Source organism: Candidimonas sp. SYP-B2681 (assembly GCF_003971065.1).
Taxonomy (GTDB): Bacteria; Pseudomonadota; Gammaproteobacteria; order Burkholderiales; family Burkholderiaceae_B; genus Pollutimonas.
This window is the reverse complement of record NZ_RYDV01000003.1, coordinates 102,800-124,775: the sequence shown is the minus strand read 5'-3', so window position 1 is coordinate 124,775 and position 21,976 is coordinate 102,800. Positions and strand designations below refer to the sequence as shown.

The window sequence follows — 21,976 nt, the reverse complement described above, 5'->3', positions numbered from 1 at the left end:
TTGTCGCCATGCCTGACACAGATATCGCCAAAGAAAGTTTAACGCCCATCGAACCGCTGGAATTTCAACTGCCATTCAAGGCGCTCTCCGAGCGACTTGACAAGGTGTTGGCCAGACTTATTCCGGAACACTCACGCAGCAGGTTGCAGGGCTGGATCGAAGGGGGAAATGTTCTCGTCAATGGCCAGCCTGCCCGCATCAAGCAAATGGTCAACGCCGGCGACAAGCTTACCGTCTTTGAGCAATTGCCTCCGGAATCGCTCGCCTTTACGGCAGAACCCATAGACTTCACCGTGATTGCGGAAAGTCCTGACTGGATTGTCGTCAATAAGCCGGCTGGTCTCGTGACGCATCCCGGAGCAGGGAACTGGCAGGGTACGCTACTGAATGGCTTGCTTTATCGCTTTCCGGAGCTTCATCAAGTGGCTCGAGCAGGGATTGTTCACCGCTTGGACAAGGATACTTCAGGCTTGCTTGTCGTGGCTCGTCACGAGAAGGCCCAGACTCATCTGATACGTCAGTTGCAGGCACGAACCGTGAAGCGCGAATATTCGGCCCTTGTACACGGCCGTCTGACTCGTGCGGGCACGGTCAAGGCGGAAATTGGGCGCGACCCCCGCGTGCCAGTACGGATGGCTGTTGAGAATCCTATTGCGCCTAAGGCCGCACTGACGCATTACGCCCCAGTCCGTGCGGGCCAGCTCGACGACGACCTTTCAGTTACCGAAGTCCTCTGTACGCTAGAAACGGGTCGAACTCACCAGATTCGCGTTCACATGATGAGTCTACGGCACCCGCTGGTTGGCGATGTCTTATATGGCGGCAAGCTTGCCGGCGCAGCCGCACGTCAAATGCTCCATGCGCGGGCGCTGAGCTTCGACGATTTTTCCACGGGCGAACGAGTGCATTTCGAAGCGCCGTTGCCTGACGATTTCCAACGGGTACTGGAAAAGGTTTTATGGGAAAGCTAGGCGAGTTGGCGAACTTGCCGCGCGTTTCAGGCCTGCCTTGGCATGGCGTCAATTATTTTTGCACTACCCGTAGAGGCGGTATCAGCCAAGGACCATGGTCGACCCTCAACCTCGGACTTCACACGGGCGATGAGCCCGATCACGTCCTTGAAAATCGCCGCCTTCTACAGAACCATTTGCCCGGCGAGCCTTTATGGCTGGAACAGGTTCATGGTGCAGAGGTCTTCGACGCCGACCAAGGGCCTGAATTTTTTCTTACCCACCATTCGATCGCGCCCCGGGCCGATGCCGCGATCACGACGCAAGCGAACAAAGTGCTGGCAATCATGACTGCCGATTGCTTGCCGATCGTACTGGCCTCTGCTGACGGCCTTGGGTTGGGCCTGGTTCATGCCGGGTGGCGCGGCCTCGCTGCTGGAGTACTAGAGCGAACTCTGGATGCCTTACGGACGCGGGCCGGTGTCGGCGTATCGTGGCGCGCATGGATAGGGCCGGGGATCAGCCAGCGCCATTTTGAAGTAGGTTCAGATGTGTTCGCTGCATTCGTCGACGAAGACCCGCTGGCCTCCGTTTTTTTTGTCGAGAAGGTTGCGGGCAGCAAGTGGATGGCCGATCTACCCGGCCTGGCTCGTTTCCGCCTGCATAAGGCTGGCGTCAGAAATATTGAATTAAGCGGTTACTGCACCTTTTCCGAGCCCGAAACGTTCTACTCATACCGACGGGAACCGCAAACCGGGCGCATGGTGACGCTTGCTTGGCTAAACGGTATTTCATAGGGTCCTGGAAGCGGGCAAACAGCGTAGCGAATTACCCTGATTGACAGCTTTTTAAATGGGATCCACCATTGCTCAAGGCTTTATCATCTATGTAGGTGTGGAAAACATGAGTGCTTCGTACCCAGCCCAGCTACCCGCTCCAGTAACGTTAGCACCAGACAAACTCGCCCGGATCCAGGCAGAGTTCTCGCAAGAATGGCTGCGGATTGCCAGCGGCGCTCAACTCGGCACACTCGAGAAACCGGCCGACCGTCGCTTTAGTGGAAAAGCATGGGAATCTAACACCGGCTGCTTGCTGGCAGCCCACGCTTATCTGTTGTCCGGCAAGGTCATTAATCAAATGATCGACGCGGCGCAAGCCTCCGAGCCAGTCCGTCAACGGCTTCGTTTCACCGCGATGCAGTGGCTCGAAGCTGTGTCGCCGTCTAATTTCCTGGCCACCAACCCCGACGTCCAGCGCACGCTGCTTGAAAGCAATGGCGAGTCCCTGCGTCTTGGGCTGCAGAATCTGCTGGTTGATTTCCGGAAAGGGCGAGTCTCGCAAACCGACGAAAGCCACTTCGAAATTGGGAAAAACGTAGCCAACACGGAAGGCGCCGTGGTGTTCCAGAACCCGATCATGCAATTGATCCAGTACACACCCCTTACCGACAACGTCCACCGGAAGCCGCTGCTCATCGTTCCTCCTTGCATCAACAAATATTACATCCTCGACCTCCAGCCCGAAAATTCCTTTGTACGCCACGCAATAGAGCAAGGCTTCACCGTTTTTCTGATTTCCTGGCGTAACCCCCAAGCTTCGGATGCCGACCCCATCGATACTGCCACTTGGGGCGATTACCTGCAACATGGGGTATTGCAAGCCATTGACGTCGCGGCGGATATCTCCGGCCAAGACCAAATCAATGCGCTGGGTTTTTGCGTAGGTGGCACCTTGCTCGCTTCGGCTCTGGCGCTGGCTCGCGCGCAAGGCAAAGAGCCGGTGTCAGCACTTACGCTGCTCACCACCTTACTCGACTTCGAAGATACGGGAGTGCTTGAAGTTTTCGTTGACGAACTTCATGCGCAGGTGCGCGACCGACAACTGGGCAAGGGGGGGCTGATGGCAGCTCGCGAGTTGGGTACAACCTTCTCTTTCTTGCGCCCTAACGAGCTCGTATGGAACTATGTCGTCAATAATTACCTCAAGGGCGAGGCGCCGCCGGCGTTTGATTTGTTGTTCTGGAATGCAGATGGCACCAATCTGCCGGGGCCATTCTTTACCTGGTATTTTCGAAATACCTATCTCGAAAACAATCTGAAAGTTCCCGGGCGAATAACGGTCGACGGTTACCCCTTGGACCTCGGCACCCTAGCCATGCCCACGTACATTTTCGGTTCCCGTGAAGACCACATCGTGCCTTGGCAAGCCGCCTATGCTTCCACCAAACTTTTGCGGGGGCCGATTCGCTTTTTGTTAGGCGCTTCCGGACATATTGCGGGGGTAATCAACCATCCCGCCAAAAAGAGGCGCAGCTACTGGGTACACGACGCCAATGACTCGCATAGTGCTACTCCAGCCGATCCCCAAGACTGGCTCGATGCGGCTGCCGAGCACCCTGGAAGCTGGTGGCCCGACTGGTCTGCGTGGTTGGCTTCGCATTCGGGCAATATGGTTGCCGCTCGCCGTAAACTGGGAAATGACGATTACGCTGTTTTGCAGCCGGCACCCGGAGACTACGTGAAGGTAAGAACTGTATAAGCGAATACCGGTAAGTAGAAAAGCGCAGTATATAAATCTAACCAGGAGCTAAAAAATGAGTGGCAAAGTCGCTTACGTAACAGGGGGAATGGGGGGCATAGGTACTTCAATATGCCAGCGTTTGGCTAAAGAGGGGTTTACGGTGGTTGCGGGTTGTGGGCCTAGCCGTAATTTCAATCAATGGATCGATGAGCAATCCGCACTCGGATATAAATTTCACGTTTCGGTCGGCAATGTATCTGACTGGGACTCAACGGTGGACGCTTTTCAGAAGGTCCGCGATGAAGTTGGGCCTATCGCTGTCCTGGTGAACAATGCCGGCATCACTCGCGATGGTCTTTTTCGAAAAATGAGCCAGGAAGATTGGCGTGCTGTCATCGACACCAATTTGAACAGCCTTTTCAATGTGACAAAACAAGTCATAGAAGGTATGGTTGATCAGCAATGGGGCCGTATCATTAATATCAGTTCCGTAAATGGCCAGAAAGGGCAGTTCGGGCAAACAAACTACTCAACGGCGAAGGCGGGCATTCACGGCTTTACCATGGCACTGGCCCAGGAGGTCGCTAACAAGGGTGTAACGGTCAATACGATTTCCCCCGGTTACATCGGTACCGACATGGTCCGCGCGATACGCCCCGACGTGCTTGAAAAGATCGTAGCGACGATTCCCGTAAAGCGTTTGGGAAAGCCAGAGGAAATTGGTTCGATGGTGGCATGGCTAGCGTCTGACGACTCTGGTTTCGCCACGGGCGCAGATTTCTCCCTGAACGGTGGTTTGCATATGGGTTGAGGCTAGCGCCACAATCGAAAAAAAACAGTGTTTGTCGGCTGGTCCGGCAAGCACTGTTATGTTTTTCTTTTTTCTGGTTTACTTGGTGAATCTTGTTACACGTACGGCTTGTTTCGACAGACTGGTTTGGGTGCTCTCTGGCCGCTACCATCTTCCTGCTTTATCACGTATTTGGCTACTGTTATGACGCAATCTCAAACTACTCCTTCGGCGCGGCTGATAAAAAAATATCCGAATAGGCGGTTGTACGACACGAAAACCAGCACCTACATAACGCTTTCCGATGTCAAACAGCTGGTGCTTGATAACGAACCGTTTCAGGTCATCGACGCCAAGTCGAATCAGGACCTCACGCGCGCCATCCTGTTGCAAATTATCCTCGAGGAAGAAAGCGGCGGCGTCCCCATGTTTTCCCCTGTGGCCTTGTCGCAAATCATCCGTTTCTACGGTAATGCCATGCAAGGGGTCATGGGGTCGTTTCTCGAGAAAAACATACAGGCCTTCATGGACATTCAAGACCGCATGGCTGAACAGTCCAAGGGCGTATACGGGAATCAGTTCGGGCCCGAAGCCTGGGCGCAGTTCATGAATGTACAGACTCCCGTTCTGCAAAACATGATGAGCAACTACATAGATCAAAGTAAGAATCTTTTCGTGCAAATGCAAGATCAGATGCAGGATCGGACGCGCAATATATTCACCGTATTTCCATTTGTCCCTCCGCCTCCGCCGGACGACGACAAAGAAAAATAACGCGCAGTCGACGGCCGCTCAGGCCGCCTTCATCGCCCGATGGATCAGGTTTGGGATTTTTTATACGGACTATGCTCGTGCAGCTCATTGATATAAGCGGCCACAGCAGGGGTTTCATGGGCCAGGAACTCGGTAATTGCTTGGGCATAGCGTTCGTCACGGATCCAATGCGCTGAACACGTCTGCACGGGTAGCATGCCGCGCGAAAGTTTATGCTCACCTTGTGCGCCGCCCTCGAAGGTTTGCACGTTATTCGCAATACAAAATTCAATGGCCTGCATATAGCAGGTCTCGAAATGGAGCCCTGGCACGTATTGGATGCTCCCCCAATACCTGCCATATAGCGTGTTTTTGCTGCGTATGTTCAGTGCAGAAGCAATGGGAGTGCCATGTTGTTCAGCCAAGACTACGACCATGTTTTCACACATGGTTCTTCGTAGCTGGATAAAAAACTCAAGGCTAAGATATGGCGCGTTTCCGTGTTCGATATACGTTTGGTGATAGCACCGGTAAAAAAACTGCAGGGTATCGTCGTCTATTTCCTGGCCCTCAAGCCATCGAAAGCTGATGTCAGCCTGCGTTGACTTTTTGCGATCCTGTTTGATTTTCTTCCTTTTCTGCTGGCTCAGGCTGGCAAGGAAATGATCGACATTTTCGTAATTCTGATTGAACCAGTGAAACTGGACATTTTCCCGGAACAGGAAGCCGGCTTCCTTTAACGCCTTTTGGTCGGCCTCGGATGGAAATAAAATATGCAACGATGAGACGCCGTTTTCTTGGGTGATTTCTATCGCTTTTCGCGCCAGAAGCACGCGATCTTCATGTGTGGCGGCCAGCAGGCGCGGCCCCGGAACCGGTGTGAAGGGAACCGCGGAAAGAAGCTTAGGGTAATACGCTAGACCATGACGCTCGAAAGCCTGGGCCCAGGAGTAATCGAATACGTACTCGCCGCGCGAATGAGACTTCAGATATAAGGGCATGGCGCCTTGTAAGGCGTTATGGCGATATAGCGCCAGATAATGCGGCGCCCATCCGGTTTGAGCTACGGCGCAGCCGCACTGATCCAGTGCCAGCAGGAATTCATGGCGGACCAGGGGATGATCGCCGGCTAGTTCGTTCCATTGTTCGGCGTTAATATCTTCCAGGTGCCGCACAAGCTTAAACGTTAATGACAAGGCTATGGCTTTATTGAAAATGAAACATCCGGGGGTGGACTCCAGCAGCGTGCCGGGACCCAATTGCCTTATTGTAGTAGGGCGTACGCAGCCAGATGGCCAATAGAATACCCGTCACTGTGATTTCCGGCTTTTTGGGCAGCGGAAAAACGACGTTGCTCAACCGTTTGTTGGAAGCATCTCGGCGAAGTCCAACGGATGGCGAAGCCGCTGCCGGTATCCTATTTATTGTCAATGAGCTGGGCGCAATCAGTCTGAACCATGCTCTGGTCAGGCATATCAGTGAGAGCGTCGTATTGCTGGATACTGGCTGCATTTGCTGCACAGTCCGTGGGCAACTGGTCGACACATTGCGAACGCTGTTCATGGAAGCTTTGCATCGAAAGATACCCCGCTTTTCTCGGGTAATGATAGAGACCACCGGTATCGCCGATCCAGCCCCTATTATTTTCACCTTGAAGTACGAACGTTTCTTAAGCGATCGCTATGTCTACGACGGATGTATTTCAGTGATCGACGCGGTGCACGGCACCGAGGAGCTGCAAAGGTATCCGGTGGCCATTCAGCAGGCGGTGCTTGCCGATGTGCTGGTGGTAAGTAAAACCGACCTGGCTTCAGCCGACAGAGTCCTAGAGCTTAAGCAAACGTTGCTTGCACTGAATGCAGAAGCTATCCAGTATGCGGCGCAAAACACACCTGGTCTCGATGATTTGTTGCGGCTTGGCTCTGTGCGCTCAAATATAAACAGGACGGTTCCCCAGGCTGGCTTATGGGGCCAGACGGCTAAACGTCTTTCGCCGCCTTTGCACGGCAATGTCGCGGTCCTTACTTTGGCGTGGTCGTTGCCCCTGGGGCGTTCTGTGTTCACTAGTGCGCCCGGTACTCTCCTGGAGGAGCCCCAGCTGGATCTATTGCGCGTCAAGGGCATCTTGTGGTTCGAGGGCGAAAAAACGGCAACAGCAATACACGCTGTGCACCGGCAGATTTATCCTCTGGAAGCTCTTGACTGCGGTTTTCCCGACAAAGACTCGGTGCTGGTGCTAATTTTTCGCGGCATGGAAAGGGATACGGTCCTGCAAAGGGTCGAACAGCTGTTACCGGGCGCGCGGGAAGCACTGTCGTCTGGCCGCAACTTTATCCAGTGAAGTATTGCATTGGCTCGTCTGCGGTGGTGTAATGAGTGCGTTACTGCCACACCAGGTTGGCTGCGCTGCTCATAAACATCGCTGTCTGCTGTCTGCAAAGGTTTTTAACTAGACAAGACGCAGTCCGACAAGCACCTGCTGGGCCACGGTCCGTGATGATCTATTCTCCGGCCACCGCAATATAACTTGAATAATTTTTAGCAGGCACCTGTATGCACGTCAGGTAGTCGCCCAAGTGTCGGCGAACTTACCCCTAATGCATAGCAGGTGCTTGAACCACAATATTTCACAGTAGCCTGTTGTAGTCCCTTGGGGAAATCCGTGCCACGTTCGCAGAACGGGGGCGGGCGGGGCGCAATCGCTACGTTATGAAATAGGAACGATGGCTACTATTCCGCATTACCGTTGTCAATCAGACTCTGTTGTAAAACCGAGTTGCGCTCCCGCGCCCATAGCCGGCCGGGGCATAGCGGTGTTTGTTGCTATTTTTATGACTTTCGCAGTTTTCACGCTGACTGTCGTGTCGGCCGCCGTAGTCGGAACGCTACGTTTTCGTACTGGCGCCGCTGCGGCCATCTGCTATGCAAGCCGTGAAACGCATGTCGCGCATATTGTTGCTGTACTTCGTACTGCGATATGGTCGCATCCAACAAAAAATGGCCAATTGCTTGTTAGCAATCGGCCATTTCAGAATCTGGTTGCGGGGACAGGATTTGAACCTGTGACCTTCGGGTTATGAGCCCGACGAGCTGCCAGACTGCTCCACCCCGCGTCTGGAAATAGAATATTAACCCATACCCTGATTTAATGCAAACGAATAGGCAAAAGCCCCTTAATTGATGACTGAGACTGACATCATCCGCGTATTGGAAACTGCACTTTTATGTGCCGAGCAGCCCATGTCTGTCGCGGAATTGCGTAAACTGTTTGCCACGGAAGATTTTTCCAACGACGATTTGCGTCGTTATCTGGCAATATTGCAGCTCGACTGGAATGAAAAAGGCCTGGAGCTGGTCAATTTGGCCAGTGGCTGGCGCTTCCAGAGCCGACCTGAAATGCAGCGTTTTCTTGCTCGCCTCGACCCGGAAAAACCACCTAAATATTCTCGTGCGGTTCTAGAAACGCTGGCGATCATTGCCTGGCGCCAGCCGGTCACCCGCGGCGATATTGAAGATATTCGCGGTGTCTCAGTTTCGTCCCAGATCGTGCGCACGCTTGAGGACCGCGGCTGGATCGAAGTGCTGGGTCACAGAGACGCGCCCGGGCGTCCCGCTTTGCTGGGAACGACGCGCCAGTTTCTTGATGATTTGGGCTTGCGTGCCCTTGACGAGCTTCCCGAGCTGGAATCGCAGGAAGCCGTTGTGGCGCTGGCGGGGCTCGAGCTCGAGGTCGTGCCCGAAGGCCGGAGCGACGGCCAGACGCTTATGGTCGCCGAATCACAGCTCGCAAATATAGATCAACCGATTACTGAAGAAATTAACAACACTGGCGGCGATGAAATATCGTCAGACGAACAAATACATATGGAGTACCTAAAACAAAATGACTGATACCAATGAAAATGGATCGTCTGTAGATAGTGCAGCCAGTGCGACGCCGGACGGCGCAGGCTCAGACGAGAAGTTGGCGGCGCCGCGCGGTCGTGGACGCAAATTACGAACACCTTTTCGCCGCCGGCGGGGCGACGCGCAAGTCGATACCACCGAAACTGGCGCAACGGCTGAGCCGGTCCCGGTAGCGGCAGCAACGGAAGCCAATGTTGCGCCAGTGGCGGTCAAGCCACCCAGGGCGCCACGCCGCAGCAAAACGGTTGACGCGGAAACGGCTGACGCTCCCGCAGCGCGCGCTCCGCGACGCAGCAAGGCGATGGCTGCCGAGGTCGTTTCCGCTGCTGAGCCTGCGGTGGCTGCTGACCCTCCTGCACCTGCGGCCAAGCGTGCTCCGCGCCGCAGCAAAACGGTTGCCCCGGAAGCGTCGACTGCGGCACCCGCAGCCCGGGCGCCACGTCGTACCAAGCCTTCTGCCGCCGTTCTGGCTGCGGCAGTAGAAATCGGCACCGAGGTTCCGGTTTCGAAATCTAAGCCTCCCGCTGGCAACCCGCCAACGCGAGGCGCTCGCCACGGTAGTAACGCAGAAAGCGAAAAGGAAGCCGATCAGGCCTTGTCCTACCTGGATAACGCAGCAAAAATCAATCAGCGTTTGGGCAAATACCTAAGCAGCGATGCATTGATGCCCAAGCTGCACAAAGTGCTTGCTGATGCGGGTGTAGGGTCGCGTCGCGAGATGGAAGAGCTGATAATTGCCGGCCGTGTGTCGGTCAATGGAGAACCGGCCCATATAGGGCAGCGGGTCGCAGCAAATGATCAGGTGCGCGTCAATGGTCGGCCGGTTACAAGGCCCAACGCCTTGAAACCGCCCCGGGTCATCCTGTATCACAAGCCGGCTGGCGAAATTGTCAGCCACGACGATCCGGAAGGCCGGGCGACCGTTTTCGCTCGTCTGCCGAAAATGAAAGTGGGAAAGTGGTTGTCGGTGGGCCGGCTCGATCTCAATACCGAAGGGTTGCTGATTCTGACCACTTCTGGCGACCTGGCCAATCGTTTGACACATCCGCGCTATGGCGCAGAGCGTGAATACGCCGTCAGGGTCCTGGGTGAGCTTGGTGAAGAGCAGCAGGCCAGCCTTTTGAAGGGTATTCAGCTCGAAGACGGCATTGCCCAATTCGGTATGCTCGAATACCTTGGCGGCGAAGGTAGCAATCGCTGGTATCGGGTTACCTTGAAAGAGGGACGCAATCGCGAAGTGCGCCGAATGTTCGAGGCCGCAGGTGTGACAGTCAGCCGGCTCATCCGCACGCGTTTCGGCGAAGTCGTTCTGCCGCGCAATTTACGTCGGGGTCGCTGGGAAGAGCTCGACGCTTCTATTGTTACCGCTTTGATGTTGCAATTGGGCTTGCTGCGTGACGACGACTCCGAGAGCCGGCCCGGCGCTGGAGGACGTGGCGAACGGCAGCCTGTATCGCACGACAGCGCTTTGCCTCCTGGGTATGGCACGATGGAGCGCAATGGCATGAATGGTGCGAAAGTGGGCAGAGGCGGAAAGCTTTCCGGCGGCCGCCCGCAGCGGGCCTCTACCAATCAAGCGTATCCTTCCGACCCTTACGGAACGGGCCTTTCATTCAGTGGTGGCTTAGCCAACGGACACCCCAGTGCCGGTGGCGGTCGTGCCAAAAGTGGCGGCAGGGGCAAAAAGCCGGCCGGCCCGGGCCGTGCACCGCGAGCCGAGAGTCCGGCTGGCGCCGCGGATACCCGCCGGCGTGGGCCCGGAGCACGAGCGGGCTCTGCGGCAGGTCCTCGTCCTGCTCGCGGCGATGCCAACAAGCCCAAATCGGCGCCGGCGGAAAAAGGGTCCCGTGGTGCAGGCAAGCCGTCCGGCGGACGTGCACGCCCAGCGGCGACATCGCGGGGTGATGATTGGCAACCGCGCGGTGCTTCCGCGCATGAGTCACACTTGGGCAAAGTGGGCGGGCGGGGCCGTTAGTATCATCGGCCTGCCTTATTTATCCACGGCCTTTGGCCTGCAGGGCCCGTATTCCCTTGATGCGCGGGAGAGTGCGGGCGAAAGTGTTGCTTTTTCAGTGTAAGTTCTAGTGATAGCAGGAAAAATTCTTATTTTCTGTTAGAATATAGGGCTTTACAGCTACATTGTTTTTGTCCGGCGGGCGGCTCGTGTTACAGCAGCGCCCGTGGCAAGTGAATGTTTCGCGCGGCCTTCAGTGTTACCGGTCGCTGCCAACATCGGCATTGTGGCGGCACATTTTCAAATGCGTTCATGGGTAGTTTCGGTCTTGTATGAGCCAAATGCGATCTAAAATGCGGTTGTAGCAGCGCTTTGAAATTAATTTTTAAGCCGCTTTTTCTGCCGCTGGCATTGGGGCTTTACAGATCACGGGGCCGGCTTGGGGCGTGGTAACAGTGGGCTTGTGCAGACAGCCCATTTTTTTTGGATTTTATGGCAGATATATTCGCTTTATCACAAGAGGCTCTGGCCGGTATGGATATCGAGCTTGTCGATGTGGAACGCGCCCCTCTGGGGCTTTTGCGCGTTACTATCGATCGCCCTGAAGGTGTGCGAATCGAAGACTGCGAGCAGGTTTCAAAGCAGTTGTCGCGTGTGTTTGAAGTGGAAAACATCGACTACGCGCGTCTTGAAGTTGGCTCGCCTGGCATTGATCGTCCGTTAAAACGGGTTGCTGACTTTGTTCGGTTTGCCAATGAGCGGGTCGAAATCAAATTGCGCACCCCGATTGACAACCGCAAGGTCTTCGCAGGTGTACTGCGCGTACCTGAAGATACCGTTATCGACGCGTCTGCTGCTCCTGTGTTCGGTCTCGAACTCGAGACCAAGTCCGGTGAGGCTCAAGTTCTAAGCTTCACTTTCGACGACGTTGACCGAGCCAAGCTGGATCCCATTATTGATTTCAAGGGTAAAAAGCGATGAGTCGCGAAATTCTTTTATTGGTCGACGCCTTAGCGCGTGAAAAAAATGTAGCGCGTGAAGTGGTTTTTGAAGCGCTCGAGAACGCTCTGGCGTCCGCCATGAAAAAGCGCTTCAAGGAAGACGCGGACATCCGTGTGTCTATCGACCGTGCAACGGGCGAACACGAAGGCTTTCGCCGCTGGCTTGTTGTGCCCGACGACGCCGGCCTTCAAGAGCCGGATCAGCAAGAGCTTTATTCCGAAGCCCAGGAGATCGTTCCGGGAATCGACGTTGGCGACTATATTGAAGATGCCCTCGAACCGATCGAATTCGGCCGCATTGGTGCTCAGGCTGCCAAGCAGGCTATCTTGCAAAAAATCCGGGATGCCGAGCGCGAACAGGTTCTGAACGATTTCCTCGAGCGCGGTGAGAACATCGTCTCAGGCACCGTCAAGCGCATGGACAAGGGCGACGCCATCATCGAAACGGGCAAGATAGAAGCCCGCTTGCCGCGCGTCGAGATGATTCCGAAAGAAAATATCCGGGTTGGCGATCGGATCCGTGCCTGGGTACTTAAGGTAGACCATACCGCCCGTGGCCAACAAGTTATTCTGTCACGAACGGCAGCGGAATTTATCCGTCAACTGTTTGAGAACGAAGTTCCTGAAATCGAACAGGGTCTTCTGGAAATCAAGGCGGCCGCCCGCGATGCCGGCGTACGCGCTAAAATTGCAGTTGTCGCTTACGACAAGCGTATCGATCCCATTGGTACATGCGTGGGCATGCGCGGTTCGCGTGTCACAGCAGTGCGCAACGAACTGGGCGGCGAGCAGGTTGATATTGTGTTGTGGGCCGAAGATCCTGCCGAATTTGTTATTGGTGCGCTGGCGCCTGCGCATGTCGAATCGATCGTCGTTGACGAAGATAAACACGCGATGGACGTCGTCGTCGATGCCGAGAATCTTCCGAAGGCGATCGGAGCACGCGGCCAGAACGTTCGTCTGGCATCCGAGCTCACTGGCTGGCAGATCAACATCATGACGCCGGAAGAAAACCAGAACCGCCAGGAAGAAGAACGTAGCGGCCTGCGCGAAACATTTACCCGCCGCCTGGATGTCGACGAAGAAGTTGCCGACATCCTGATCGACGAGGGCTTTACCGGTCTTGAAGAGATCGCCTACGTACCTTTGCAGGAATTGCTCGAAATCGAAGCATTTGACGAAGATACGATTAACGAACTTCGTACCCGTGCCCGTAATGCGCTACTGACTGAGGCGATTGCCCAGGAAGAACGTGTACAAACGGCGCAAAATCTGTTGGAAGTACAAGGGATTACCCCCGAACTGGTTGCCAAGCTGGCCGAAAAAGAGGTTCTCACCCTCGACGATCTGGCTGAATTGTCCACCGATGAGCTGTCCGATATTACCGGTATGACCGACGAAGAAGCTAGTCAGATGATTATGCGCGCTCGGGCTCACTGGTTTGACGACGAAGCCTGATACCCAGGCTGAATGAGTCAGGGTGTATTTATTGAAAAATAGTTGTAGTAAAGCAAGAGAGAGTCGAATGCTGAGTAACACCGTCGCCCAGTTCGCTGTTGAACTGAAAATGCCTGCTAACATACTGCTGGATCAGTTGCGTTCGGCAGGTGTTGAACTCAAGTCGGTTGACGATGCCGTCACCGACGCGGATAAGGCGAAACTTCTCGAGTCGTTGCGCCGCGCCCATGGTGGATCCGAGGGTAAGAAGATTACGCTGACTCGCCGTCAAACCTCCGAAATCCGCCAGGCTGACGGGTCCGGTCGTTCGCGCACCATTCAGGTCGAGGTGCGCAAGAAACGTGTATTCGTCAAACGCGATCCATCCGAAGCCGCCGTCGAAGGCATCAAGGCCGAAGACGTCGAACTGCCTATCGAGTCCGTAACTGACGCCGATATCTCTCTGGCCGCCCCGGCAACTGTCGAGACGCCTGCTGCAACGCCAGCCGATGATGCCGCCGTTATAGATAGCCCGCGGGCCGACGTGCAGGAAGCTTCGATAACGCCCGAAACGGCGCCAGCGGAAGTTGCCGCGGCCGAGCCTGCTCCTGTAGAGTCCGAGACTGTGGCTAAAGAGACAGCGCCTGTAGCAGAGCCGGTCACGGCCGACGCCGTTCAATCCGAGCCTGCAATCGCCGAGCCATCCGCGAGCAAGCCGCCTGTTGCGGAAGCGTTAGCAGATAAGGCTCCCGCAGCGCAGGAAAGGTCCGCAACGCCTGAAGAAACGCAACCCGAGCAAGCGACGGCCGACGCCGACGCATCTGCCAAGGCGCCAATGGTTGACGCCAAGGCCGAAAAGTCGAGCGAATCGAAAGCCGCTGAGCAGCCTGTTCCAGCTGCCGCCGACAAGGCCGCCGTTAAAACCGGTGCTCCTGTCGCGGCACGTCCCGGCAAGACCGCGTTCAAGCGTGTTCCGCCACCCGCGCCCGTCGTTGACGAAGATCGTGAACGAGCTCGCCGTGCCTCCGAGGCCGAAGCCGCCGCCCTGCGCGAGATGCTTAGTCGTCCACGCAAGGTATTGAAGGCGCCCGAGCCCGAAGCCGGCACTATTTCCGGTACTTTGCACAAACCAGCGGGTGCCAAAGGCGCCAAGAAAGACGGCAAGCCGGTACCAGGCGAAGTCAAGAAAGTCGTCAAGGCTACTGAAGTTTCCACGTCGTGGACCGACGATAGCGGCCGCAAGAAGCCTGCCGCCAAAGTCGATGCACCACCAGCAAGCCCAAGCCGCGATGGTTGGCGTGCGGGCGGGAAGGCCGGCAAGGGCGGGAACGCCCGTGGTGGCCGTAACCGCAACGCTCAGCCAGAACGGAAAGAGCCTCAAGCCATTGAATTCATCGCTCGTGAAGTGCACGTGCCTGAAACCATCTCGGTCGCAGACCTCGCACATAAGATGTCTGTGAAGGCCGCCGAGGTCATCAAGCATCTGATGAAGCTTGGCCAGATGGTCACCATCAACCAGGTGCTGGATCAGGAAACGGCAATGATTGTGGTCGAGGAACTCGGTCACGTTGCGATCGCTGCCAAGCTCGACGATCCTGAAGCCTTCCTGGAAATCAGTGAAGTGGCTGAAGGCGACGCCGTGCCGCGCGCTCCGGTGGTTACCGTCATGGGGCACGTCGATCATGGCAAGACCTCGCTGCTCGATCATATTCGCCGCGCCAAGGTGGCAACGGGCGAGGCCGGCGGCATTACGCAACATATCGGTGCCTACAACGTCAAGACCGATCGCGGTATGGTCACCTTCCTTGATACTCCGGGACACGAGGCCTTTACGGCCATGCGTGCTCGTGGCGCCAAGGCTACCGATATCGTAATCCTTGTCGTTGCGGCCGACGATGGCGTTATGCCACAAACGAAGGAAGCAATCCACCATGCCCGAGCGGCTGGTGTTCCATTGGTCGTGGCGATCACCAAAATCGATAAGCCTGACGGCAATCCGGAACGCGTCAAGCAAGAACTCGTGGCCGAACAGGTTGTGCCTGAAGAATATGGTGGCGACGTTCCCTTTATCGGTGTTTCGGCCAAGACCGGCCAGGGCATCGACGAATTATTGGAAAACGTATTGCTGCAAGCGGAAATCCTTGAGCTCAAGGCGCCAGTCGACGCGCCAGCCAAGGGTATCGTTATTGAAGCGCGCCTCGACAAGGGCCGCGGTCCGGTTGCAACCATTTTGGTATTAAGCGGTACCCTGAATCGGGGCGACGCGGTGCTGGCTGGCGCAAGCTTTGGCCGCGTACGCGCCATGCTGAACGAGAACGGCAAGCCAGTTACCAGTGCCGGTCCGTCGGTTCCCGTAGAAGTCCAGGGTCTGACAGAAGTGCCTGCTGCGGGTGACGAGGTCATTGCAATGGGCGACGAGCGCAAGGCGCGCGAAATCGCGCTATTCCGGCAAGGTAAGTTCCGCGACGTCAAGCTTGCTCGCCAACAGGCATCCAAGCTCGAATCAATGTTTGACAATATTGGCGAAGGCACGCAAACGCTGGCCCTTATCGTCAAGACTGATGTACAGGGATCGCAAGAAGCGCTGGTCTCGTCCCTTACCAAGCTTTCTACAGACGAAGTCCGTGTCCAGGTCGTGCATGCGGCGGTCGGCGGTATTTCCGAAAGCGACGTCAACTTGGCGATCGCATCGCGGGCAGTGGTCATCGGCTTCAACGTGCGGGCCGAGGCCAGCGCCAAAAAGCTTGCTGAGCACAACGGCATCGACTTGCGTTACTACAACATCATTTATGATGCGATCGACGACGTACGTAACGCCATGTCGGGCATGTTGACTCCCGAGAAACGCGAAGAAGTCATTGGTATGGTCGAAATCCGCGAGGTCTACAGTATTTCGCGTATTGGCAATATTGCCGGCTGTATGGTCACCGATGGCATTGTTCGTCGCGACTCCCAGGTTCGCTTGCTGCGCAACCACGTGGTTCACTGGACTGGCTGGCTCGAATCATTGCGTCGCTTCAAAGACGATGTCAAGGAAGTCAAGTCAGGCTTCGATTGCGGTATTACCCTGAAGGGCAATAACGATATCGAAGTCGGCGACCAACTTGAAATCTTCGAAATCAAAGAAGTGGCCCGGACCCTATAATGAGTCGTCATAAGTCTAAACCTAACCCGGGTCGCAATACCCGGTTGGCGGACCAGATCCAGCAGGATCTGGCCGGCCTGATTCAGCGCGAATTCGAAGTGTCGCGCGTGGGTCTGATTACGCTCACCGGTGTCGATCTTTCAGCTGACTACGCTCATGCAAAAGTTTGGTTCAGCGTCCTGGGCGCCGAGGCCGATGTGGCCACCGCTGCCCTGAACGAAAAGGCTGGCTGGCTGCATTCGCTGCTGTTCAAGTTACTGCATATCCACACCGTTCCCACCTTACATTTTGTCCACGACGACCAGCTTGCTCGTGGTCTTGAACTATCTCTGCTTATCGACGAGGCCAACCGGCCACGCACCGAATCTGCCAATTCCTCGGAACCCGAGGACCCCGACGAGCAGCCCTGAGGGGGCTGTCGTTTTTGCATGGAAATATAAACGATGGCTTCCCGACGCGGGCAGTTGCTCGACGGTGTCCTGTTGCTGGACAAACCAGAAGGTTTGTCCAGTAATCACGCCCTGCAACGCGCCAAGCGGGCGCTAGATGCTCGCAAAGCCGGACACACCGGAACGCTGGATCCTTTCGCAACAGGACTGCTTGTATGTTGCCTGGGGCGTGCCACTAAAATTGCCGGAAGTATGCTCAATGCCGACAAGGGCTATGTGGCGACGGTGCGATTCGGAGAAGAAACCGATTCCGGCGATCTTACCGGCAATATTGTTTTTACCGCCGAGTCCGGTTTTAATGGGACGACGCAAAGTCAGCTAGAAGACGTGCTTAAGGATTTTCGTGGCGAAATCCAGCAGATCCCGCCTATGTACTCGGCACTTAAGCGCGACGGAAAGCCGTTGTATGAATACGCCCGTCAGGGTATAGAACTCGACAGGCCCCCCAGGCCTGTCACGATTTACAAACTGGAACTCTTGAGCTTTACCGGGCTTGAGGCGCAAATTGTGGTTCAGTGCAGCAAAGGCACCTATATCCGTACTCTTGCGCAAGACATAGGTCGCCAGCTTGGCTGTGGCGCCCATCTGACGGCTTTGCGCCGCATCAGCGTGGGGCCTTTCAATCTCGACGATGCTGTCGAACTGGAAGCCCTGCAAGCTATGTCTGCACCTCAAACTACCTTAATCGCACTAGATGCCTTGCCCGCTGGCTTATTGCCAGCACCCCTTAAACAGAAGGATGAATTATGAATCGTGCTTTGCGAAATGTGGCGATTATCGCCCACGTCGATCATGGCAAAACCACACTCGTAGACCAATTGCTGCGTCAGTCCGGAACGTTCCGTGACAACGAGCACTTGACGGAACGAGTCATGGACTCTGGCGACATCGAGAAAGAGCGCGGAATCACTATTTTGGCCAAGAACTGCTCGGCCGAGTATGAAGGTACGCATATCAATATTATTGATACCCCGGGACACGCCGACTTCGGCGGTGAAGTAGAACGGGTGCTGTCGATGGTTGACGGTGTTTTGCTATTGGTGGACGCAGTCGAAGGTCCAATGCCTCAAACGCGTTTCGTGACGCGCAAGGCTTTGGCTTTAGGCCTGAAACCTATCGTCGTTGTCAATAAAGTCGACCGGCATGGTGCGCGCCCCGATTTTGTCATCAATGCGACGTTCGATCTTTTCGACAAGCTGGGTGCAACCGAAGCCCAGCTCGACTTTCCAGTTATTTATGCATCGGGATTGGCCGGCTATGCGGGTCTTACAGAAGACGTCCGCGAAGGCGACATGCGCCCGTTGTTTGATGCCATCCTGAAATATGTGCCCCAGCGTGAAGATGACGCTGAAGGTCCATTGCAAATGCAGATCATCACTCTGGATTACAGCACTTACGTCGGTAAAATTGGTGTTGGCCGTATTAATCGCGGGCGTATTCGCGCAGGCCAAGAGGTGGTTGTTAAGTTCGGCCCCGATGGCGCGGCGATGAAAGGCCGTATCAACCAGGTTCTAAAGTTCAAGGGTCTTGAGCGGGTGCTGGTTGACGAAGGCGAAGCTGGCGACATTGTGATGATCAACGGTATCGATGAAATCGGTATTGGTTGCACTATCACTGATCCGGCGAATCCCGAAGCCTTGCCTATGCTGCGCATCGACGAGCCGACCCTAACGATGAATTTCATGGTTAACACGTCGCCTCTGGCAGGTCGCGAGGGAAAATTTGTTACCAGCCGCCAGTTGCGCGAGCGCCTGGATCGTGAACTCAAGTCCAATGTGGCCTTGCGTGTTAATGAGACCGACGACGATACCGTTTTCGAAGTCTGTGGCCGTGGTGAACTTCACCTGACCATCTTGCTCGAGAATATGCGCCGGGAAGGCTACGAGCTGGCCGTGTCGCGGCCACGAGTCGTGTACAAAGAAATCGACGGCGTGCGCTGCGAGCCATACGAGCTGCTGACCGTAGATATCGAGGATCCGCATCAAGGCGGGGTCATGGAAGAGCTGGGCCGTCGCAAGGGCGATCTGCTTGATATGGTAGCTGATGGTCGTGGCCGTACGCGTCTGGAATACCGTATTCCTGCTCGCGGCCTGATCGGACTGCAGGGCGAGTTCCTTACCCTTACCCGCGGCACCGGCTTGATGAGCCACATTTTTGACGACTACGGTCCTCTGCGTGAAGGTGGTGTCGGCGAGCGTCGCAATGGTGTGCTGATCAGTCAAGATGATGGCACAGCGGTTGCCTATGCCATATGGAAACTGCAAGAGCGCGGCCGCATGTTCGTCTCACCGCAGGATCCCGTCTACGAAGGCATGGTTATCGGTATCCACAGTCGCGATAATGACTTGGTGGTTAATCCAATCAAGGAAAAGAAGCTGACCAACGTACGCTCTTCGGGTAAGGACGAGCATATCGATCTGGTTCCGCCCATTCAAATGTCACTGGAATATGCGGTGGAATTCATTACAGACGACGAACTCGTTGAAGTGACGCCAAAATCCATACGTTTGCGCAAGCGCTTCTTGCTAGAACACGAACGTCGTCGCAGTTCGCGCGATAGTGCTTAATCGCACTTAGCAAGAAACCGCTACATCATTGCAAGATGAGTAGCGGTTTTTTTTATGTTTTTTTACAGCACCAGGGTTTCGGACAAGTGCCTGAATACCGTGGACACTCGCCGAAGGTGCCGCGACTCGGGATGGGTAAGAAGCCAAAGTTCGGTTTGGCATTCTTCAATGATGTCGGTCAGCTGAATCAAATCGGTACGCGCTTGCGCCAGGAAGATGGGCAGCACGCCAACGCCCAGCCCAGCCGCCACCAGTTCCATCACCGTCAGGATGCTGCCCACGCGGTAGCGCACAGAGGCTTTGGGAAAGCGCCGCCCTCGCCACACCACGGAGGGATGCTCCGGCAGCGCATCGTCGGGTGCAATCCACGGAGCATTACCGGCCTCCACATCCTGGTAGCAATGCACCGGGCCACTTGTTGCGGCGAATAACGCCACCCGAATCGGACCGACATGTTTGCCCACGAGATGCGGAGGAGGGCGTTTGGTGGCGCGCACCGCGATGTCGGCGTCACGCCGGGTCAGGCTGGTGAGTTCATTGCCAGTATGGAGCTCGTACGTTAGCAGAGGGTGGAGCGCTTCCAGTTCCTTGAGGGCAGGTGCGATCAGGCCGTGCAGAATCGTATCCGTGGTGGTGATGCGCACCGTGCCGGATACCAGCTCCGGGGCGACTTGTGCCGCCGACCGTGCTCTTTCCAATTGTGTTTCCATTTTTTCAGCGTGCTCGGCGAGGAATTGCCCGAGTTCCGAGGCCGCATAGCCCGCACGCGATCGTGTGAACAGCCGCTGCCCTAGGCCGCGCTCTACACGTCGGATCGAGCGGAAAACCGTCGAGGCATCGATCCCTAGGCGTTCCGCGGCACCGGCCAAGTGTCTCGAGCGTAGCACCGCCAGGATGACATCAAGATCTGCCGCGCTGAGCTTAAATTGCGTTTTTGCAATCATTCGATGTACTGATGCCTATTTCTATTGCGTAGTTGCAATATTACATTATTGGTACTTCAACTGAATCTTGGAAATGCAATGAATCAGCCACACACCTATGTCGCCGCAACTGACAACGACGCACGCCTTATCAACCCCAGTGGCCGCCTCGCGCGTGCAGCTTCAGGAGACGGGGTGACCGTACAACTGACTACGCCAATCACGCTGATCAGTCATATCCTGTGCCCCTACGTGCAGCGCGCCGCCATCGTACTTAGCGAAAAAGGAGTTCCGTTCGAGCGCCGGGATGTAGATCTGGCTCACAAGCCGGAGTGGTTCCTTGACTATTCGCCGCTGGGGAAGACGCCGGTGCTATTGGTGCATGGCGAAGCGATTTTCGAATCGGCGGTCATCTGCGAGTATCTCGATGAGACCTTTGGTCCCCGTTTGCACCCAGACGCGCCCATGGCGCGTGCAAAGCATCGTGCATGGATGGAGTTCAGTTCGTCTCTGCTCAACACCATTGGTTCCTTCTACAACGCCAAAGAGGCTGACGGCATGGCGATTCAGGGACGGCAGATCCGGCATCGCCTAGAACAACTTGAAGCGGCGCTTGGCACAGGCCCCTTCTTCGATGGAAGCAACTTCAGCTTGGTCGACGCCGTATTTGGCCCGGTATTCCGGTATTTCGATGTGTTCGATGCGGTCAAAGACTTTCGGTTTTTCGATGCGCTACCTAAGGTCGGTGCATGGCGCGCGCAACTCGCCAAGCGCCCGTCCGTGCGCGAGGCAGTCCATGAACAGTACCCGGAGCAATTACGTGATTTCTTGCGTGCCCGAAATTCGGCGTTGTCGCGGCTTGTTTAGACTGAGGTTGTCGTGAAGGGCACCCGATTGTAGTAAGCCGGAACGCTTATTCACTGACTTATTCCGGAAGAGCCGGGGCATACGTAAGTTGGTCCGCAAACTGAACGCAAAACGCTTCAATGTGCTGCATGACGACATCGGGATCGTCGGTGATCGTAAGCAATTCAAGGTCGTGTGGTCCGATCAGTTTGTTGGCCAGTAAGTTGTGCTCGACCCATTCAATAAGCCCTGCCCAGAATGATTTTCCGATAAGGATAATCGGAGCCGGGGGAACTTTACGTGTCTGGACCAGGGTAAGCACTTCAAACAATTCGTCCAACGTGCCGAACCCGCCGGGTAAAGCAATGTAAGCAGCGCTATGCATGAAAAAAGTCGCCTTTCGAGAATAGAAATAATCGAAGGCCAAGCTGTGAGTCTGGTATTGATTGTTCGAGGTTTCGTGGGGTAGATTGATATTAAGTCCCACGCTTTTGCCGCCGGCCTCGAATGCCCCTTTGTTCGCGGCCTCCATGATGCCCGGGCCGCCGCCGGCAATCACCGTCAGCCCGGCTTTCGCCAAACGCGCGCCCACTGCTTCGCTTAATGCATAATAGGGTGAATCCGGCTTAATGCGGGCGCTGCCGAAAATGCTTACGCCCCAACCAATTTCTTCCAGAGTATCAGCAGCTTTCTGCATCTCTGACATAATCCCGGGAATCTGCTGTGCAGCCGGCA

At 55.6% G+C, this 21,976-nt stretch carries 17 protein-coding genes, 1 tRNA gene and 1 pseudogene; 15 read left to right on the top strand and 4 right to left on the bottom strand.

All coding sequences use genetic code 11. The annotated features are described in order from the left end of the window. The first annotated feature begins 8 nt into the window (after window positions 1-8). The 5 genes from EKL30_RS07885 (at window position 9) to phaR (ending at window position 5,034) form a co-directional block, all read left to right on the top strand. Entirely contained in the window at window positions 9-971 is a 963-nt protein-coding gene (locus EKL30_RS07885; RefSeq protein WP_126706680.1) for an RluA family pseudouridine synthase, read from the top strand. Then, a complete protein-coding gene (gene pgeF, locus EKL30_RS07880) occupies window positions 959-1,747 on the top strand; it encodes a peptidoglycan editing factor PgeF (protein WP_126706679.1) in 789 nt (262 codons plus the stop codon). The genes EKL30_RS07885 and pgeF overlap by 13 nt, the downstream gene beginning before the upstream one ends. A 106-nt stretch (window positions 1,748-1,853) precedes the next feature. Continuing rightward, window positions 1,854-3,488, top strand: coding sequence for a class I poly(R)-hydroxyalkanoic acid synthase (phaC, locus tag EKL30_RS07875; protein ID WP_126706678.1), 1,635 nt, complete (start codon window positions 1,854-1,856; stop codon window positions 3,486-3,488). A gap of 55 nt (window positions 3,489-3,543) precedes the next feature. Then, window positions 3,544-4,281 carry an acetoacetyl-CoA reductase gene (phbB, locus tag EKL30_RS07870; protein WP_126706677.1) on the top strand — a complete coding sequence of 246 codons (738 nt, stop codon included), beginning with the start codon at window positions 3,544-3,546 and terminating at the stop codon, window positions 4,279-4,281. 183 nt (window positions 4,282-4,464) lie between these two features. Next, window positions 4,465-5,034 (top strand): polyhydroxyalkanoate synthesis repressor PhaR, encoded by a 570-nt coding sequence (gene phaR, locus EKL30_RS07865; protein ID WP_126706676.1) that lies wholly within the window; start codon window positions 4,465-4,467, stop codon window positions 5,032-5,034. A 44-nt stretch (window positions 5,035-5,078) separates the two neighbouring features. On the opposite strand, the gene EKL30_RS07860 is transcribed toward phaR, so the two are convergent. Then, on the bottom strand, window positions 5,079-6,215 hold the full coding sequence (locus EKL30_RS07860) for a GNAT family N-acetyltransferase (RefSeq protein WP_370246249.1): 1,137 nt from the start codon (window positions 6,213-6,215) through the stop codon (window positions 5,079-5,081). A gap of 89 nt (window positions 6,216-6,304) precedes the next feature. Here EKL30_RS07860 and EKL30_RS07855 point away from each other — a divergent pair, with 89 nt between their 5' ends. Next, the gene (locus EKL30_RS07855; protein ID WP_126706674.1) at window positions 6,305-7,354 is read left to right on the top strand and encodes a GTP-binding protein; all 1,050 of its coding nucleotides are present in this window, start codon (window positions 6,305-6,307) and stop codon (window positions 7,352-7,354) included. A gap of 695 nt (window positions 7,355-8,049) precedes the next feature. On the opposite strand, the gene EKL30_RS07850 is transcribed toward EKL30_RS07855, so the two are convergent. Beyond that, a tRNA-Met gene (locus EKL30_RS07850) sits at window positions 8,050-8,126 on the bottom strand. A gap of 67 nt (window positions 8,127-8,193) precedes the next feature. Between EKL30_RS07850 and scpB the strand changes: the two are divergent. The 8 genes and pseudogenes from scpB to typA all read left to right on the top strand — a co-directional run. Continuing rightward, window positions 8,194-8,739, top strand: a pseudogene (gene scpB / locus EKL30_RS07845) (SMC-Scp complex subunit ScpB); the annotation flags it as partial. A 481-nt stretch (window positions 8,740-9,220) separates the two neighbouring features. Continuing rightward, window positions 9,221-10,894: a pseudouridine synthase gene (locus EKL30_RS07840; RefSeq protein ID WP_370246248.1), complete on the top strand. Its 1,674-nt coding sequence runs from the start codon at window positions 9,221-9,223 to the stop codon at window positions 10,892-10,894. 471 nt (window positions 10,895-11,365) lie between these two features. Further along, complete coding sequence (gene rimP / locus EKL30_RS07835) at window positions 11,366-11,854, top strand: ribosome maturation factor RimP (protein ID WP_126706671.1); 489 nt, start codon at window positions 11,366-11,368, stop codon at window positions 11,852-11,854. After that, the gene (gene nusA, locus EKL30_RS07830; protein WP_126706670.1) at window positions 11,851-13,332 is read left to right on the top strand and encodes a transcription termination factor NusA; all 1,482 of its coding nucleotides are present in this window, start codon (window positions 11,851-11,853) and stop codon (window positions 13,330-13,332) included. Before rimP ends, nusA begins: the two co-directional genes overlap by 4 nt. A gap of 67 nt (window positions 13,333-13,399) precedes the next feature. Beyond that, window positions 13,400-16,456: a translation initiation factor IF-2 gene (gene infB, locus EKL30_RS07825; RefSeq protein ID WP_126706669.1), complete on the top strand. Its 3,057-nt coding sequence runs from the start codon at window positions 13,400-13,402 to the stop codon at window positions 16,454-16,456. Next, window positions 16,456-16,866 carry a 30S ribosome-binding factor RbfA gene (gene rbfA, locus EKL30_RS07820; protein WP_126706668.1) on the top strand — a complete coding sequence of 137 codons (411 nt, stop codon included), beginning with the start codon at window positions 16,456-16,458 and terminating at the stop codon, window positions 16,864-16,866. The genes infB and rbfA overlap by 1 nt, the downstream gene beginning before the upstream one ends. Window positions 16,867-16,899: 33 nt before the next feature. Beyond that, window positions 16,900-17,655 (top strand): tRNA pseudouridine(55) synthase TruB, encoded by a 756-nt coding sequence (truB, locus tag EKL30_RS07815; RefSeq protein WP_126706667.1) that lies wholly within the window; start codon window positions 16,900-16,902, stop codon window positions 17,653-17,655. Continuing rightward, window positions 17,652-19,472, top strand: coding sequence for a translational GTPase TypA (gene typA, locus EKL30_RS07810; RefSeq protein WP_126706666.1), 1,821 nt, complete (start codon window positions 17,652-17,654; stop codon window positions 19,470-19,472). Before truB ends, typA begins: the two co-directional genes overlap by 4 nt. 62 nt (window positions 19,473-19,534) lie before the next feature. On the opposite strand, the gene EKL30_RS07805 is transcribed toward typA, so the two are convergent. Continuing rightward, window positions 19,535-20,416 carry a LysR family transcriptional regulator gene (locus EKL30_RS07805; protein WP_126706665.1) on the bottom strand — a complete coding sequence of 294 codons (882 nt, stop codon included), beginning with the start codon at window positions 20,414-20,416 and terminating at the stop codon, window positions 19,535-19,537. 78 nt (window positions 20,417-20,494) lie between these two features. Between EKL30_RS07805 and EKL30_RS07800 the strand changes: the two genes are divergently transcribed. Then, window positions 20,495-21,262, top strand: a complete 768-nt coding sequence (locus tag EKL30_RS07800; protein ID WP_126706664.1) for a glutathione S-transferase family protein — start codon at window positions 20,495-20,497, stop codon at window positions 21,260-21,262. Window positions 21,263-21,320: 58 nt separating this feature from the next. On the opposite strand, the gene EKL30_RS07795 is transcribed toward EKL30_RS07800, so the two are convergent. Next, complete coding sequence (locus EKL30_RS07795) at window positions 21,321-21,947, bottom strand: TIGR00730 family Rossman fold protein (protein WP_199748519.1); 627 nt, start codon at window positions 21,945-21,947, stop codon at window positions 21,321-21,323. Window positions 21,948-21,976: the final 29 nt, after the last annotated feature.

Coding starts and splice junctions, on each gene's coding strand:
- phaC (WP_126706678.1), top strand. CDS start 1,854: ATGAGTGCTTCGTACCCAGCCCAGCTACCCGCTCCAGTAACGTTAGCA.
- phbB (WP_126706677.1), top strand. CDS start 3,544: ATGAGTGGCAAAGTCGCTTACGTAACAGGGGGAATGGGGGGCATAGGT.
- phaR (WP_126706676.1), top strand. CDS start 4,465: ATGACGCAATCTCAAACTACTCCTTCGGCGCGGCTGATAAAAAAATAT.
- truB (WP_126706667.1), top strand. CDS start 16,900: ATGGCTTCCCGACGCGGGCAGTTGCTCGACGGTGTCCTGTTGCTGGAC.
- pgeF (WP_126706679.1), top strand. CDS start 959: ATGGGAAAGCTAGGCGAGTTGGCGAACTTGCCGCGCGTTTCAGGCCTG.
- nusA (WP_126706670.1), top strand. CDS start 11,851: ATGAGTCGCGAAATTCTTTTATTGGTCGACGCCTTAGCGCGTGAAAAA.
- EKL30_RS07885 (WP_126706680.1), top strand. CDS start 9: ATGCCTGACACAGATATCGCCAAAGAAAGTTTAACGCCCATCGAACCG.
- EKL30_RS07855 (WP_126706674.1), top strand. CDS start 6,305: ATGGCCAATAGAATACCCGTCACTGTGATTTCCGGCTTTTTGGGCAGC.
- EKL30_RS07800 (WP_126706664.1), top strand. CDS start 20,495: ATGAATCAGCCACACACCTATGTCGCCGCAACTGACAACGACGCACGC.
- rimP (WP_126706671.1), top strand. CDS start 11,366: ATGGCAGATATATTCGCTTTATCACAAGAGGCTCTGGCCGGTATGGAT.
- typA (WP_126706666.1), top strand. CDS start 17,652: ATGAATCGTGCTTTGCGAAATGTGGCGATTATCGCCCACGTCGATCAT.
- infB (WP_126706669.1), top strand. CDS start 13,400: ATGCTGAGTAACACCGTCGCCCAGTTCGCTGTTGAACTGAAAATGCCT.
- EKL30_RS07795 (WP_199748519.1), bottom strand. CDS start 21,947: ATGTCAGAGATGCAGAAAGCTGCTGATACTCTGGAAGAAATTGGTTGG.
- EKL30_RS07805 (WP_126706665.1), bottom strand. CDS start 20,416: ATGATTGCAAAAACGCAATTTAAGCTCAGCGCGGCAGATCTTGATGTC.
- rbfA (WP_126706668.1), top strand. CDS start 16,456: ATGAGTCGTCATAAGTCTAAACCTAACCCGGGTCGCAATACCCGGTTG.
- EKL30_RS07840 (WP_370246248.1), top strand. CDS start 9,221: ATGGCTGCCGAGGTCGTTTCCGCTGCTGAGCCTGCGGTGGCTGCTGAC.